This window comes from Micrococcus sp. UYEF5, assembly GCF_040546065.1.
In the GTDB taxonomy this organism is placed as follows: domain Bacteria; phylum Actinomycetota; class Actinomycetes; order Actinomycetales; family Micrococcaceae; genus Micrococcus; species Micrococcus luteus.
Window position 1 is genome coordinate 127,317 of record NZ_JBEPNB010000003.1, and the last position, 15,319, is coordinate 142,635.

The following is a 15,319-nucleotide window of genomic DNA, read 5'->3' on the forward strand; positions in this document are numbered from 1 at the left end:
GCGTCGGGCGCGCCACCCATCAGGCGAGCGAGTCCTCCCAGGCCCGGTGCAGCGCCGCGAACCGCCCGTCGGCCGCCACCAGCTCGGCGGGGCTGCCGTCCTCGACGATCCGGCCGTCGTGCATCACGAGCACCCGGTCGGCGGTCTCGACGGTGCTGAGCCGGTGGGCGATGATCAGTGCCGTCCGGTTCCCCAACAGCCGCTCCAGCCCGGCCTGCACGAGTCGCTCGCTCGGCAGGTCCAGCGACGACGTCGCCTCGTCCAGGATCAGCACGGCGGGGTCCGCGAGGAACGCCCGCGCGAACGACACGAGCTGCCGCTGTCCCGCGCTCAGCCGCCCGCCGCGCTTGGCGACGTCGGTCGCGTAGCCCTCGGGCAGCCCCAGGATGAAGTCGTGCGCCCCCACCGCCCGGGCGGCCGCCTGGATCTCGGCCTCGGTGGCGTCGGGCCGGCCGAGGGCGATGTTCTCCGCGATCGACCCGGAGAACAGGAACGCCTCCTGGGTCACCATCACCACGTTGCGCCGCAGATCCGCCTGGCTGAGCTCGCGCAGCTCCACCCCGTCCAGCGTCAGCGAGCCGGCAGAGACGTCGTAGAACCGGGCGATGAGCTTGGCCAGCGTCGACTTGCCCGCACCCGTCTGGCCCACCACGGCCACGGTCTGCCCGGCCGGGATCACGAGGTCGAACTCCGGCAGCACCACCCGGTCCGGTCCGTAGCTGAACACCGCGTCCCGGAACTCCACCCGCCCGGACGCCACGCCCGTCCCCGGCGCGTCGGCCCCGGGCAGCGGCGTGGGCTCGGCGGCCTCCACCACGGTGGGCTCCTCCTCGAGCAGGCCGGAGACCTTCTCGAGCGCCGCCGTCGCGGACTGCAGCGACGAGTAGAACATCGCCACCATCTCCATGGGCTGGAACACGCGCCGTCCGGCCAGCAGGAGCGCCACGAGCACCCCCACCTCGAGGTCGCCGTCGAGCACGCGCAGGCCCCCGGTCACGAGCAGCGCCGCCACCGTCAGGTTGCCCGTCGCCACGAGCACCGGCTGCAGGATGCCGAACAGGTTGAGCGTGGCCACCATGTCGTCCCGGTAGGCCGTGGCCAAGTCGCGGTACCGCGCGTCGTTGTCCCGTTCCCGCCGGAAGGCCTGGACCGCGCGGATGCCGGTCATGGTCTCCACGAAGTGCACGATCGACCGCGCCGAGGACACCCGCGACCGCCGGTACGCCTCCTCGGACCGCACCTGGTACCAGCGCGTCACGATCGCCACCGGCACGGCCGCACCCAGCAGCACGAGGAACGACGGCGGGTCCAGCAGCAGGATGGACGCCGCGGTGAACGACATGAACATCAGCCCGGACACGAGCGAGGACACGCCCTGGTCCAGCAGCTCCCGCAGCGCCTCCAGGTCCGAGGTCTGCCGCGAGATCACCCGCCCGGACGTGTACCGCTCGTGGAAGCCGAGGCTCAGCCGCTGCGTGTGCCGGAACACGCGCAGCCGCAGGCTCAGCAGCATGGCCTGGCTCGCCCGCGCGGTGAGCCACGTGTACGCCCCCAGGAGGCCGCCGGAGATGAGGGCCGCCGCCACGTACGCCCCGCCCACGGGGACGAGGATGGGCCAGACGGATTCGTCGGCCCGCACGGCCTCGACGACGCGCGGCAGCTCCGCGTCGATCGCCCAGGCGATGATCAGCGGCCCGGCCGCCCGCGCCGCGTTGGACACGAGCACGAAGACCACGGTGAGCAGCAGCGTCCCCCGGACCGGCCGCGCGAGCTCGCCGAGCAGCCGGAAGGACCGGCGCCGGATGTGGCGGCGCTCCGCGCGGGTGTAGTCGAGGTCCTCTTCGGCCCCCACGCCGCGCACGCGGCTCACGTCGGCGGCGCTCATGCCTGCTCCTCCGGTCGGCTCGAGATGATGTGCCGGTACACGGCGCTGCGGGCCAGCAGTTCGGGGTGCGTCCCCACGTCCTCGATCCGCCCGTCCGCCAGCACCGCGACCCGGTCCGCCAGGGCCACGGTGGAGGGACGATGCGCCACGATCAGGGTGGTCGTCCCGTCGAGGACCTCGCGCAGGCGCGCGGTCACGGCCTCCTCGGTGCGCACGTCGAGGGCGGAGAGGGGGTCGTCCAGCACGAGCACGTCCGGGCGCGCCGCGATCGCGCGGGCGAGGGCGATCCGCTGGCGCTGTCCGCCGGAGAGGCTGAGGCCCTCCTCGCCGATCTCGGTCTCGACGCCGTCCGCCAGGTCCGCCACGAAGCCCGCCTGCGCGGTCTCGAGCGCGAGGTCGAGCAGGGCGTCCGCCGCGGGGGAGTGGAGGCCGTCCGCGAGCACGTCCGCCGGGGCGCCGAGCAGCACGTTCTGCCGGATGGTCGCGGAGAACAGCGTGGCGTCCTCGAACGCCACGGACACCCGCCGGCGCAGCTCCTCGAGCGGCATCCGGCGCACGTCCACCCCGTCCACGCAGACGGAGCCCGCCGTGACGTCGAGCAGCCGGGGGACCAGCTGCAGCAGCGTCGACTTGCCGGCGCCGGTCGCGCCGACCAGGGCCATCGTCTCGCCGGGCACCAGCTCGAGGTCGACGCCGTCGAGCAGGTCGCGCTCCCCGCGCCCCGGGTCCGCGTCCGGCCAGCGGAAGCGCACCCCGCGGAACGCGAGCGCGCCGGTGGCCGGGGGCACGACGGCGGCCTCCCCGGTGGGCGAGGCGATGTCCACGGGCGTGGCGAGGACGTCCACGTGGCGGTCGATCGCCGTGCGGGCCGAGAGCGTCATGCCCATCAGCTGGCCCACCGACTCGACCGGCCCGGCCAGCACGGCCGCGGTGGCGAAGTAGGCGGCGAGCGCGCCCACCGTCAGCTCCCCGGTCGCCACGAGCCACAGGCCCAGGGCGAGGCCCAGGCCCAGCACCGTCTCCGGCAGGGCCACGATGAGCGCGATGAACCGGGCCAGCACCGAGGCCTTGTGCACCTCGGTGCCCTGCAGCGTGCGGGCGCGCCCGCGGAAGCCGTCGAGGGCGTGCGCGCCGCGGCCGAACGCCTTGAGGACGCGGATGCCGTGCACCGACTCCTCGACGGACGTGGCGAGGTCCCCGGCCTGGTCCTGGGAGAGCCGGGACGCGGCGCGGAAGTCGTTGCGGAACCCGAACGACGCCCACATGATCGGCACGGCCGCGGCGAGGTAGAGCAGGGCCAGCTGCCAGGACAGCAGGAACAGCAGGACGAGGCCGACGGCGATGGTCACCACGTCCACCACGAGCATGACCGAGCCGAACGCGATCCACCGCCGCAGCAGCGAGAGGTCGCCCTGGGCCCGGGAGAGCAGCTGCCCCGAGGGCCACGCGTCGTGGAACGCCACCGGCAGGCGCTGGAGCCGTTCGAACAGGGCGATGCGCGCCCGGTTCTCCACCCCGGCGGCCGGCGGGAGGATGAAGTACCGGCGCAGGCCGATGAACGCGGCCTCGGCGAGGCCGAGCACGGTGAGCAGGCCGGCGGCCCGCCACACGTCCGCGCGGGAGTCGGGGGAGGAGGGCCCGGCGAGCACAGTCTGCGTGAACACGGTGTCCACGAGCAGGTGGATGACCTGCGGGATGGCCAGGGCCACGAGGCCCGCCGCCGTGGCCGAGGCGAGCCCGAGCACCCAGCGCGCCCGCACGCCCTCGAGGTACGGTGCGATCCCGCCCAGGGCGTCACGCAGGGACGAGGCGGCGGGAGAGGTGGCGCGGGTCACGGGGCTCCACTGTACCCGCGGCCGCGGACGGGACAGGCGGCTCAGCCCCGCGGGACCAGGTCCAGCACCACGGCCTCGGGCCGGCACGCGAACCGCACGGGCGCGGACGGCGCGGTCCCCAGGCCGGCTGACACCTCGAGGGGGACGGTCCGCCCCGCGGCCGTCCACGTCGAGACCCCGGAGGCCTGTCGGCGGGGCAGGTCGCAGTTGGTGACGAGCGCGCCGAGGAACGGCACGCACACCTGCCCGCCGTGGGTGTGGCCGGCGAGCAGCAGGTCGGCGCCGTCGGCGGTCATGGCGTCCAGCACGCGGCGGTACGGGGCGTGGGTGACGCCCAGCCGGAACCGCCCGTCGTCGCCGGGCCGCCCGGCGCCGTCGTCGGGCGCGGAGCCGGGGAAGCCGGCCCAGGCGTCCAGACCGAGGTGCGGGTCGTCGGTGCCGGCGGCGAGGACCTCGAGCGTGGTCCCGGCGCGGGTCGGCACGGCCAGAGCGGCGCCCCGGTTCGTCAGGTCGGCCCAGCCGGCGGCGCGGAACGCGCCGAACAGGACGTCGGAGGGAAGCCGGGGCCGGTCCGCGTCCATGCGCGAGGGGCCCGCGAAGTACCGGAGGGGGTTGGCCGCCTTGGGCGCGTAGTAGTCGTTGGAGCCGGGCACGAACACGCCGGGCCGCGCCAGCAGCGGCCCGAGCGCGTCGAGCACGAGCGGCACCGACGCCGCGGCGGACACGTTGTCACCCGTGTTGACCACGAGGTCCGGCTCGAGTGCATCCAATCCGCGCAGCCACGCCCGCTTGGCCCGGTGCCGGGGCAGCAGGTGGATGTCCGAGAGGTGCAGCACCCGCAGCGGCGCCGACCCGGCCGGCAGCACGGCCAGTCGGTGCGTGCGCACCGTCCGGGCCTCGGCCTCGGCGAGGCCCCAGGCCAGGCCGAGGCCCGCCGTCGCGGCCAGCCCGGCGGCGGCAGGCGCTGCGGCGCAGAACATGCGCCGGGCGGGGGAGGCGGCGGGGCGCATCGCGGTCAGAAGCCCGGGACCGCCTGGGGCTGCGGCCCGCCCCGGTCCAGGTCGTCGATGGTGAACTGGCGTCCGTCCGGGTGCTCGCCGGCCTCGCCCGGGTCCTCCGACTGCGGGCCGTCCCACTCGGGCAGTTCACCCGGCGGGAACTTCTCCTTGGCCAACTGGTTGTACTCGAGCCAGGACGGGCCGTTGATGGAGGTCGAGTAGAACGGGTTGCGGACCTCGCCATTGACGGTCTCGCCCGTCATGGACTTCAGGTTGTTGTAGCGGCCGGTCCACACGGCGGTGGCCAGCTTGCTGGTGAATCCGACGAACCACGTGGAGGACACGTTGTCGTTCGTGCCCGTCTTGCCGCCGAACTCGTAGCCGGCGCCCTCCTCGGCGATGTTGAAGCCGCCGATGTGGCGCAGGACCGGCATCAGCTCCCGGACGTGGTCCGGGTCGATGACCTGGTCGCACTGCGGGTCGGCGACGTCGTACTGGTTGCCGGCGGTGTCCGTGACCTCCAGGATGGCGCGCGGCTCGCAGTACAGGCCGTTCGCGGCGATGGCGGCGTACGCGCCGGCCAGGGAGAGCGGTGCCACCGAGTCCTTGCCGAGCAGGAAGGACGGGTCGTCCGGCTGCAGCGGGGAGCTGTCCAGGGCGCGGGTGATGCCCAGCTGGGTGGTGAGGCTCGTGATGTCGCACAGGTCCAGCTGGTACGCGGTGGCGACGGTCGGGGTGTTCACGGACCAGAAGAGGCCCTCGTCCACGCGCACCTGCCGCAGCATGTCGGGGATCACGTTCTTGAACTGCCAGGTGCCGCCGATCGTGGTGTAGCCGCCCGGGCGGCACGAGGCCGCGAAGCGCGTGCCCGTGGGGTAGACGTTCCGGGAGGCGTCCACGGAGTCGACCAGGCGGTTGCCGTTGCGCAGCCACGTCAGGGCCACGAAGGGCTTGAGCGTGGAGCCGGCCTGGAAGCCCTGGCCGCCGCCCCACTGCTTGTCCACGTTGAAGTTCAGCGAGGTGTGGCCGAGCTCGTCCTGGATGGCGTACTCGGTGTTCTGGGCCATGGTGCGGATGTTGCCGGTGCCGGCCTCCACCGAGGTGAGCGCGTGGCCGGCGCCCAGCGACTCGTTGTTGGGCACGGAGGCGCGCAGGTTCTTCTCGGTCTCCTTCTGGAGCGTCGAGTCGATCGTCGTGCGGATGGTGAGTCCGCCGCGGTCCAGCAGGGCCTGGCGGGACTGGACGTCCGGGCCGAACGTGGGGTCGGCGAGGATCTGCCGCTCCACGTAGTCGCAGAAGTAGGCGCCGAACTTGGCGTAGAGGCAGCCCGAGGGGCGGGACTCCATCACCACCTCCATCGGCTGGGCGACGGCGTGGTCGTACTCCTCCTGGGAGAGGTAGCCGTTGTCCTTCATCGCGTTCAGCACGAGGTTGCGCCGCTCCGTGGCCTCCTCCGGATTGCGGGCCGGGTTGAACCGGGTGGGGGACTGGACCATGCCGGCCAGCGTGGCGGCCTCCCAGCTCTCCAGGTCGGCGGCGGACTTGCCGAACACGTACTGCGAGGCGGCCTCGACGCCGTAGGCGCGGCCGGAGAACAGCACGATGTTGAGGTAGCCCTCGAGGATCTCGTCCTTCGACATCTGCTTCTCGACGGCGACGGCGAGCTTGATCTCCTTGACCTTGTCCGCGATGTTCTTGGAGCCGGAGAGGGTGAGGCGGGAGTCGCCGCGGATCTGCTGCACGTTCACCAGCATGTTGTTCACGAACTGCTGGGTGAGGGTGGAGGCGCCCTGCGTGGAGTCGGAGGTGGCGTTGTTCACGGTCGCGCGGATGAGGCCGCGCGCGTCCACGCCGTCGTGATCGTAGAAGCGCTCGTCCTCGATGGCCACGATCGCGTGCTGCATGTGCTCCGAGATCTCGTCCAGCGGGACCGGGGTGCGGTTCTCCTCGTAGAAGACGGCGATCTCCTCACCGTCCTCCGAGAGGATGCGCGACGGCACGGAGACCGGCTCCGTGGGCAGCTCGTCCGGCAGCTCGTCCAGCATCTCCCGGCCCGACGCGGCGGCGACACCGGCCAGGCCCGCGACGGGCAGCAGGAGGGCCGCCACGAGCAGGCCGGCCACCGCCGAGAGGCCCACGAAGGCGAGGAGGCGGCCGAGGGCGCTCGAGGGCGCGGGGAAGCGGGTCGTGCGGGAGGCCATGGGCGCGAGTGTAGCGCGGGCGCCTGGGACCTCTTCCGGGGTCCGCACCGGTGGCTAGGGTGGGTCCCATGACTCAGCAGACGCAGTGGGAGTACGCCACGATCCCCCTCCTCATCCACGCGACCAAGCAGATCCTCGACCAGTGGGGCGAGGACGGCTGGGAGCTCGTCACGGTGATCCCGGGCCCCGAGGGGAGCAACCCCGTGGCCTACCTCAAGCGTCCGAAGGCGGCGTGAACGTGACGGAGCAGTCCTCGGCCCCCACCTGGGGCGACGGCGCCGTCGCGGCCCGCCTCGCGGAGCTCGGCATCGACCGACCCGCCGTCGCGGCGCCGGTCGGCTCCTACGTCCCGGCCCTGCGGGACGGCGACCTCGTGCTGACCTCCGGCCAGCTCCCCTTCGTGGCCGGCGCCCTGCCCGCCACCGGCAAGGTGGGCGCGGAGGTCACCCCCGAACGCGCCCAGGAGCTCGCGCGGGCGTGCGCCGTGAACGCGGTGGCCGCGGTGCACGAGCTGGTGGGCGACCTGGACCGGGTCGCCCAGGTCGTCAAGGTCGTCGGCTTCGTGGCCTCCGACCCCGCGTTCACCGGTCAGCCCGGCGTGGTGAACGGCGCCTCGGACGTGCTGGCCGAGATCTTCGGCGAGGCCGGCCGCCACGCGCGCTCCGCCGTCGGCGTGGCCGTGCTGCCCATGGACGCTCCCGTCGAGGTGGAGATCACCGTCCGTGTCCGCTGATCCGGCCGGCCTGCTGCTGCCGGTCCGGGGGCAGGAGGAGGACCTCACCCGCCAGTGGCTGGACCGGCGCTTCCGCCAGGTCCGCCCCGCCCGGCCCGGGTCGTCCGTCGTGCTCGTGCGCGACGGCGACGACGGCCCGGAGGTCTTCCTCCGTCACCGCGCGGGACGCACCCCGCTCGGCCGCGTGGGTCTGCCCGGCGGCGCGCTCATCGAGTCCGACGCCGACTCGTGCCCGTGGTACGGGCCCGAGCCCTCCCAGTGGGCCCGCACGTTCGGGACCACGGACCGGCGGCGTGCGCGGCAGCACGTGGTGGCCGCCGTCCGTGAGCTCCACGACGAGGCCGGAGTGCTCCTCGCCGGTCGCTCCGACACGGACGTCGTGTCCACGGCGCGCATCGAGACCTGGGGCGGGGGCCGCAGCTCCCTCGAGGAGGGCTCGGAGAGCCTGCCCCATCTGCTGGCCGCGCGTGGCCTCGGGGTGCGCGCCGACCTGCTGCGCCCCGTCATGCGCTGGCATTCCGCGCCCCACGTCCACCGACGCTTCGACACGGCCGTGTTCGCCACGATGACCCCACCGCTGCAGTCCGCGCCGGCATCCGAGGAACCCGGTCCCGAACTCCGGGCGTGGGTGCCCGCGCGTCGCGCGCTCGCCGGCCCGCTGCGGCTGCCCGGACCCGCCGGGGCGGAGGGCACGGCACCCTTCGACCAGGTGGCGACCCCGCTGACGCAGGTCATCGTGCGTCGGGTCGCGGCGCACCGGACGGCCGCCGCCTTCCTGCTCTCCGTCACGCCCTGTGCCCGGCGCGGCCCCGTGCCGGAATACCACCTGGTCACCGAGGCCGGCGACGGCGGCACACCCCGGATGCGCGTGGAGCGGGCCACCCGGGACTGACCGGGGTGGCCCGCTCCACAGCGGCGGGGGGGCGTCAGCGCGAACGCTGGCGCAGACGCTGCAGGTCCAGGATGACCACGGCGCGGTTCTCCAGGCGGATCCAGCCGCGCTGGACGAACTCGGCCAGGGCCTTGTTCACGGTCTCGCGGGACGCGCCCACCAGCTGGGCGAGCTCCTCCTGCGTGAGGTCGTGCGCCACCAGCAGGCCGTCCGCGGCCGGGCGGCCGAAGCGGTCCGCGAGGTCCAGGAGCGCCTTGGCCACGCGGCCCGGCACATCCGAGAACACCAGGTCCGCCAGGGACTCGTTGGTCTTGGACAGGCGCTGGGCCAGGGCCTGGAGCAGCTGGACCGACACGTCCGGCGACGACGCGATGGCGCGGCGCAGGTTCTCGTGGCGCAGACCGGCCAGGCGCGTGGCGGACACCGCGGTGGCGGTGGCGTTGCGCGGGGCGGGGTTGAACAGGGCCATCTCGCCGAAGATCTCACCGGGGCCGAGCACGGCCACGAGGTTCTCGCGGCCGTCCGAGGCGGTGCGGCCGAGCTTGATCTTGCCGGACATGATCACGTACAGCTGATCGCCCTGGTCGCCCTCGTGGAACGCGGACGCGCCGCGGGAGAGCTCCACCTCGGTCAGCTCCGAGGTGAGGATGGCGAACACCTCGTCGTCCAGGTTGGTGAACAGCGGAGCCTTCCGCAGAACCTCGAGATCCATGTGTGCGTGTCCTCTCTGTGGGCAGTTCCTCGCACCGCGGCGGAGGAGCCGCCCGGTTCACTGGCGTCCATTGTGCCCCATACCCCAGGGCGGGCCGATACCCTGGATCCTCCACCGGGCGCGCGGGCGGTCCCCGTGCGTGGCCGGCGCCGTCGCATCCGAAGGAGGTCGCCCATGCCGCTGGGTCTGACGTGGCTGGACGTCCTGCTCATCGTCGCGCTCGCGATGCTCCTGGTCCAGGGTCACCGTCGTGGCCTGTGGGTGGTGCTGGGCAACCTCGTCGGCCTGGTCGGCGGCGCCGCGATCGCGTTCTACGCCCTGCCGGAGGTGGCGGAGTTCGTCACCGCGCCGCAGTGGCGGTGGGCCGCGCTGATCGCCACCCTCGTCCTGCTCGTGGCGGCGGGCCAGTACGTGGGCGCCGCCATCGGCGAGGCGATCCGGCTGCGCGTGAACCTGCCGGCCCTGCGACTCGTCGACCGCCTGCTCGGCGCGCTCGCCGCCGGTCTCGCGGGCGCCCTCGTCCTCTGGCTCGTGGCGTTCTCCATCGCGGCCTCCGGCTCCACCGCGGTCACCCGTGAGGTGAACCGCTCGCAGGTGATCACGGCGCTGGACACCGTGATGCCCGACTCGCTCCTGGCCTGGGCCGCCCGCTCGCGCTCCGCCGTCGCCGACCTGGACGTGCTGCCGGAGCTCGAGCTGCCCGCCCCCGTCCCGGAGTCCGACGACGGCGTCCGCGCCGCCCCGGCCCCGGCCGCGACGCCGGGTCTGCCCTCGGCCGCCTCCTCCCCGTCCGACACCGCGACGTCCGCCCCGTCCGCCTCGGCGACCCCCGAGGAGCCCGACGACGCCGCCGCGGCGTCGTCGTCCACGGCCGCCGCGCCGTCGGCCACGACGACCGCCCCCGCCTCGTCGACGTCGACGGCCGCCCCCTCGACTCCCGCCGCCTCCTCGGCGTCGGCCGCCGTCGTCCGGCTGACCGGGACGGCCGCGCAGTGCAACCAGGTGCAGAGCGGCTCGGGCGTGGCCGTGGCCCCGGACCGCGTGCTCACGAACGCGCACGTGGTCCTCGGCGTGGACGCCCCCACCGTGACGGACCGCGCCCGCGGCGTGCACGCGGCGCGGATCGTCCACCTGGACACGGCGCACGACCTCGCCGTCCTGGCGGTCGACGACGCGAACCTGCCCGTCATGACGGTCGGCGCCGAGCTGACGGGCGGCGCGTCGGCCTCCGTCCTGGGCTATCCCGACGGCGGCCCGTTCGCCTCCACCCCCGCGACCGTGCAGGCCGTCGGCGAGGTGCCGCTCGGCGACGTCCTGACCGGGGCCGCGAGCATGGTGGACGTCTACACCCTCGCGGCGGACATCCGCCACGGCTACTCGGGCGGCCCGGTGGTGGACACGGCCGGGAACCTGGCCGGTCTGGTGTTCGCCCGGGCCCCGGGCTCGGACGCCGTCGGCTACGCCCTGACGGCGGACACCATCGCCCCCGTCGTCGCCGCGGCCCCGGGGATGACGGCCACGGTCCCCTCGGGGGACTGCGTCCCGGGCGGCTGAGCCGGCGCCGCGCCATACGCCTGATGCCCGCATTCCGGACCGGACTGTCCGGCAACGGCCCGCATCGACTATTGTGGCCCCCGTCACACTCGAGTTTTCCCGACCCTCGGAGGTCCTGCATGTCCAGCACCGTCTCCGCGCCCGCGCCGACGCCGAAGCGCACCCGGGAGGAGTTCGCCGGCCGGTGGGCCTTCATCCTGGCGGCCATCGGCTCCGCCGTGGGCCTCGGCAACATCTGGCGCTTCCCCTACGTCGCCTATGAGAACGGCGGCGGCGCGTTCGTCATCCCCTACCTGATCGCGCTGCTCACCGCGGGCATCCCGCTCCTGTTCTTCGACTACGCGATCGGCCACCGCTTCCGCGGCTCCGCGCCGCTGGCGTTCCGGCGCCTGTCCCGGTGGACCGAGACCGTCGGCTGGTGGCAGGTGCTCATCTGCGTCGTCATCGGGATCTACTACGCCGCGATCATCGGCTGGGCGATCATGTACACCTGGTTCTCCGTGGACCAGCGGTGGGGCGAGGACCCGGAGACCTTCCTCATGGGCGACTACCTGCAGGTCGCCGACGACCCGTCCCCGTCCTTCGACTTCGTCTCGGGCGTCTTCTGGCCCATGCTCGCCGTCTGGGTGATCACGCTGCTCATCATGGGCTTCGGCGTGCGCCGGGGCGTGGCCCTGGCCTCGATGGTCGGCATCCCGCTGCTCATCGTGATGTTCCTGGTCCTCGTCGGCATCGCCCTCACCCTGCCGGGCGCCGCCCAGGGCCTGGACGCGCTGTTCACGCCGAACTGGGCCGCGCTCGCGGACCCGGGCGTCTGGATCGCCGCCTACGGTCAGATCTTCTTCTCGCTGTCCGTCGGCTTCGGCATCATGATCACCTACGCCTCCTACCTCAACCGCCGCACGAACCTCACCGGCTCCGGCCTGGTGGTCGGCTTCTCCAACTCGGGCTTCGAGATCCTGGCCGGCATCGGCGTGTTCTCCGCCCTGGGCTTCATGGCGCAGGCCTCCGGCGTGTCCGTGGCCGAGGTGGCGGGCAGCGGCATCGGCCTGGCGTTCATCGCCTTCCCCACCCTGATCTCGCAGGCCCCGCTCGGCGCCCTCATCGGCGTGCTGTTCTTCGGCTCGCTCGTAGTCGCCGGCTTCACCTCGCTGATCTCGATCCTCGAGGTCGTCATCTCCGCCGTGAAGGACAAGCTCGGCTGGGGCCGCTGGACGGCCACGATCGTGGTGATCGGCCTGTCCGGGGTGGTCTCCCTCACCCTGTTCTCCACCACCACGGGCCTGCAGATGCTGGACACCATGGACGCGTTCGCCAACAACTTCGGCATCGTGGGCGCGGCGCTCCTGTCGGTGCTCCTGGTCACCGGCGCGCTGGGCTCGGCCCGTCGCATCACGGCGCACCTCAACGCCGTCTCCTCCTTCAAGGTCGGCCGCGGGTACGTGCTGCTGATCGGCGTGCTCATGCCGATCGTGCTCGCCTACATCTGGCTCTCCTGGATCATGAAGGTGATCGCGGAGGGCTATGAGGGCTACCCGGGCGACTTCCTCGGCGTCTTCGGCTGGGGCATCGCGCTCGGCTCCGTCGCCCTGGCGATCCTGCTCTCCCTGATCCCGTGGTCCCGCAAGTCCAACCTCTACGCGGAGGACCTGGACAGCGAGATCCACGGCGACCTCATCCCGCACAACGCCGTGCCCGAGGGCACCGTCCCCACCGGCGCCCTGCCGGTGGTGCCCGCGGCCGCCACCCGGAAGGAGCTCTGACCGATGAGCACCGCAGCGATCGTCATGATGTCCCTGGCCATCCTCCTGGTGTGGGGCGGCCTCGCGGTCTCCGCCGTCCACCTGCTCCGCCACCCGGACGACTCCTCGGGCGATCTCGCCATCGAGGACGAACTGGCCCCCGCCGTGTGGGAGCGCGAGGATGGCCGTCTCGACGCACGGCACCGGTGAGTCGATGAGGGCCACCGGTCCGTCCCCAGCGGCCCCGTCCGCGGTCTCGATCGCCGACGGGGCCGCGGGCGTGGTCTCCGCCTCCCTGCCGGTCGTGGCGGTGGACGGGAGCCTGCCGGCCCCGCCCTACCGGCAGATCGTGGACGCGGTCCTGGCCGGCGTCGCCTCCGGATCCCTCGCCCGCGGGGACCGACTGCCGCCCGTGCGCGCGCTCGCCGCCGAGCTCGGCGTGGCACCGGGCACCGTGGCCCGGGCCTACAAGGAGCTCGAGGCGCACGGCACCATCCGCACCCGGGGGCGCGCGGGCACGTTCGTGGCCGCCTCGGCGGACGCCCGCGCGGACGCCGCGCACCAGGCCGTGCGCCGCTGTCTCGACACCCTGCTCGAACGCCTCGGCTACACGCCCGACGAGGCCGTGGAGCTGGTCCGGCGGGACGCGGCCGCCCGCGCCTGAGCCGGGCCCGCCCACCGACGACGCCGCCCCGGACCGCACACAGCGTGCGGACCGGGGCGGCGTCGTCGTGCCGGCTCAGGCCTTCGGGGCGAGCGTCTCCACGATGCGCTGCATGACCGTGGGGTCGGCCAGCGTGGTGGAGTCGCCCGGGTCGCGGCCCTCGGCCACGTCCTTGAGGAGGCGGCGCATGATCTTGCCGGAGCGCGTCTTGGGCAGCTCGGGGACCACGAGCACGCGCTTGGGCTTGGCGATGGGTCCGATGTCCTTGCCCACGTGCTGCCGCAGCTCCTCCTCGACCTCGGCGACGTCGCGGTCGGCCGCGACGGCGTCCTCGGTGAGCAGGACGAACGCCACGACCGCCTCGCCCGTGGTCTCATCCTTCGCGCCGACCACCGCGGACTCGGCCACGGACGGGTGCGCCACGAGGGAGGACTCGATCTCGGTGGTGGACAGGCGGTGGCCGGAGACGTTCATGACGTCGTCCACGCGGCCCAGCAGCCAGATGTCGCCGTCCTCGTCGTGGCGGGCGCCGTCGCCGGCGAAGTACATGCCGGGGAAGCGGGACCAGTAGGTCTCCTTGAAGCGCTCCCGGTCGCCCCAGATGCCGCGCAGCATGGACGGCCACGGCTCGCGCACCACGAGGAAGCCCGCGCTCGTGTCCGTCATGGGCTCGCCGAGCTCGTCCACGACCTCCAGCACGACGCCGGGCACCGGCCTCTGGGCGGAACCGGGCTTGAGGGTGGTCACGCCGGGCAGCGGGGTGAGCATGTGGGCGCCCGTCTCGGTCTGCCACCAGGTGTCCACGATGGGGCAGCGGCCGGCGCCGATGACCTCGTGGTACCAGCGCCAGGCCTCCGGGTTGATGGCCTCGCCCACGGAGCCGAGCACGCGCAGGCTGGAGAGGTCGTACTCGTCCGGGATGTGCCGGCCCCACTTCATGAACGTGCGGATCGCCGTCGGCGCCGTGTAGAGGATGCTCACGCCGTACTTCTGCACGATCTCCCACCAGCGGCCCTGGTGCGGGGAGTCCGGGGTGCCCTCGTAGATCACCTGGGTGGCGCCGTTGACCAGGGGCGCATAGGCGACGTAGGAGTGCCCGGTGACCCAGCCGACGTCGGCGGTGCACCAGAAGACGTCCGACTCCGGGTGCAGGTCGAAGGTGTCGTGGTGGGTGGCCGCGGCCTGCACGAGGTAGCCGCCGGTGGTGTGCAGGATGCCCTTCGGCTTCCCGGTGGTGCCGGAGGTGTACAGGATGTAGAGCGGGTGCTCGGCGTCGTGCCACACGAGCTCGTGCTCGTCGGACTGGCCGTCCACGACGTCGTGCCACCACAGGTCGCGGCCCTCGGTCATCTCGACCTCGGCCTCGTTGCGGCGGACCACGAGCACGTGCTCGGCGGTGTGGCCGGGCGCGGAGAGGGCCTGGTCCACAGCGGGCTTGAGCATGGAGGGCTTGCCGCGGCGGAAGGAGCCGTCGGCCGTGACCACGAGCTTGGCCTCGGCGTCGTCCACGCGGGAGCGCAGGGCGTCGGAGGAGAAGCCGCCGAACACCACGGAGTGGACCGCGCCGATGCGCGCGCACGCGAGCATCGTGATGACGGCCTCGGGGATCATCGGCAGGTAGACGGCCACGCGGTCGCCCTTGGTCACGCCGAGGGACTCGAACGCGTTGGCGGCGCGCCGGACCTCGGCGGCCAGGTCGGCGTAGGTGTAGGTCCGGGTGTCGCCGGGCTCGCCCTCGAAGTGGATCGCCACGCGGTCGCCGTGGCCGGCCTCGACGTGGCGGTCCAGGGCGTTGTACGCGGCGTTGGTGGTGCCGCCGACGAACCACTTCGCGAAGGGTGCGTCGGACCAGTCCAGGACGTCGGTGAAGTCCTGCTCCCAGTGCAGGACCTCGCGGGCGCGGCGGGCCCAGTAGGCCAGGCGGTCCTCGGCGGCCTCCTCGTAGAGGTCGGCTCCGGCCACCGCCTGGGCGGCGAACTCGGTCGGGGGCGGGAACGTGGGGATCTGCTCGTCCATCGACGGGGTCCTTTCGGGGTGGTGCGGTCGGTGCGCGGCACGGATGTGACGCGTCCCACACTAGTCTCCCGCCTCAGCATGCCGCGC

At 73.4% G+C, this 15,319-nt stretch carries 13 protein-coding genes; 7 read left to right on the forward strand and 6 right to left on the reverse strand.

Going from position 1 to position 15,319, the window contains the following annotated elements; genetic code table 11:
• Nucleotides 1-19: 19 nt before the first annotated feature.
• The 4 genes from ABIB16_RS04250 to ABIB16_RS04265 are packed head-to-tail and all read right to left on the reverse strand — an operon-like array spanning nucleotide 20 to nucleotide 6,919.
• Complete coding sequence (locus ABIB16_RS04250; protein WP_036314267.1) at nucleotides 20-1,885, reverse strand: ABC transporter ATP-binding protein; 1,866 nt, start codon at nucleotides 1,883-1,885, stop codon at nucleotides 20-22.
• Nucleotides 1,882-3,720 carry an ABC transporter ATP-binding protein gene (locus tag ABIB16_RS04255; protein WP_036314269.1) on the reverse strand — a complete coding sequence of 613 codons (1,839 nt, stop codon included), beginning with the start codon at nucleotides 3,718-3,720 and terminating at the stop codon, nucleotides 1,882-1,884. Before ABIB16_RS04255 ends, ABIB16_RS04250 begins: the two co-directional genes overlap by 4 nt.
• A 41-nt stretch (nucleotides 3,721-3,761) precedes the next feature.
• On the reverse strand, nucleotides 3,762-4,730 hold the full coding sequence (locus tag ABIB16_RS04260; RefSeq protein WP_095353860.1) for a metallophosphoesterase: 969 nt from the start codon (nucleotides 4,728-4,730) through the stop codon (nucleotides 3,762-3,764).
• A 5-nt stretch (nucleotides 4,731-4,735) separates the two neighbouring features.
• Nucleotides 4,736-6,919 carry a transglycosylase domain-containing protein gene (locus tag ABIB16_RS04265; RefSeq protein ID WP_020628328.1) on the reverse strand — a complete coding sequence of 728 codons (2,184 nt, stop codon included), beginning with the start codon at nucleotides 6,917-6,919 and terminating at the stop codon, nucleotides 4,736-4,738.
• A gap of 68 nt (nucleotides 6,920-6,987) precedes the next feature.
• Between ABIB16_RS04265 and sp36 the strand changes: the two genes are divergently transcribed.
• From sp36 to ABIB16_RS04280, 3 genes are read left to right on the forward strand one after another with little or no spacing between them, the layout of a single operon-like run.
• Entirely contained in the window at nucleotides 6,988-7,155 is a 168-nt protein-coding gene (gene sp36, locus ABIB16_RS04270; protein WP_020628329.1) for a Sp36 family protein, read from the forward strand.
• Nucleotides 7,152-7,652 (forward strand): RidA family protein, encoded by a 501-nt coding sequence (locus ABIB16_RS04275; protein WP_020628330.1) that lies wholly within the window; start codon nucleotides 7,152-7,154, stop codon nucleotides 7,650-7,652. The genes sp36 and ABIB16_RS04275 overlap by 4 nt, the downstream gene beginning before the upstream one ends.
• Entirely contained in the window at nucleotides 7,642-8,544 is a 903-nt protein-coding gene (locus ABIB16_RS04280; RefSeq protein ID WP_095353858.1) for an NUDIX hydrolase, read from the forward strand. The genes ABIB16_RS04275 and ABIB16_RS04280 overlap by 11 nt, the downstream gene beginning before the upstream one ends.
• A 34-nt stretch (nucleotides 8,545-8,578) precedes the next feature.
• Here ABIB16_RS04280 and ABIB16_RS04285 read toward each other — a convergent pair whose 3' ends face one another.
• Nucleotides 8,579-9,256 (reverse strand): Crp/Fnr family transcriptional regulator, encoded by a 678-nt coding sequence (locus ABIB16_RS04285; protein WP_002854021.1) that lies wholly within the window; start codon nucleotides 9,254-9,256, stop codon nucleotides 8,579-8,581.
• Nucleotides 9,257-9,430: 174 nt separating this feature from the next.
• On the opposite strand from ABIB16_RS04285, the gene ABIB16_RS04290 reads away from it, so the two are divergent.
• The 4 genes from ABIB16_RS04290 (at nucleotide 9,431) to ABIB16_RS04305 (ending at nucleotide 13,216) form a co-directional block, all read left to right on the forward strand.
• The gene (locus tag ABIB16_RS04290) at nucleotides 9,431-10,810 is read left to right on the forward strand and encodes a CvpA family protein (RefSeq protein WP_095353857.1); all 1,380 of its coding nucleotides are present in this window, start codon (nucleotides 9,431-9,433) and stop codon (nucleotides 10,808-10,810) included.
• Between the two features lie 119 nt (nucleotides 10,811-10,929).
• Nucleotides 10,930-12,573, forward strand: coding sequence for a sodium-dependent transporter (locus tag ABIB16_RS04295; protein ID WP_095353856.1), 1,644 nt, complete (start codon nucleotides 10,930-10,932; stop codon nucleotides 12,571-12,573).
• Nucleotides 12,574-12,576: 3 nt separating this feature from the next.
• Nucleotides 12,577-12,762, forward strand: a complete 186-nt coding sequence (locus tag ABIB16_RS04300; protein WP_036338231.1) for a methionine/alanine import family NSS transporter small subunit — start codon at nucleotides 12,577-12,579, stop codon at nucleotides 12,760-12,762.
• Entirely contained in the window at nucleotides 12,734-13,216 is a 483-nt protein-coding gene (locus ABIB16_RS04305; protein ID WP_095353855.1) for a GntR family transcriptional regulator, read from the forward strand. The genes ABIB16_RS04300 and ABIB16_RS04305 overlap by 29 nt, the downstream gene beginning before the upstream one ends.
• Nucleotides 13,217-13,291: 75 nt before the next feature.
• On the opposite strand, the gene acs is transcribed toward ABIB16_RS04305, so the two are convergent.
• Entirely contained in the window at nucleotides 13,292-15,232 is a 1,941-nt protein-coding gene (gene acs, locus ABIB16_RS04310) for an acetate--CoA ligase (RefSeq protein WP_095353854.1), read from the reverse strand.
• Nucleotides 15,233-15,319 lie beyond the last annotated feature (87 nt).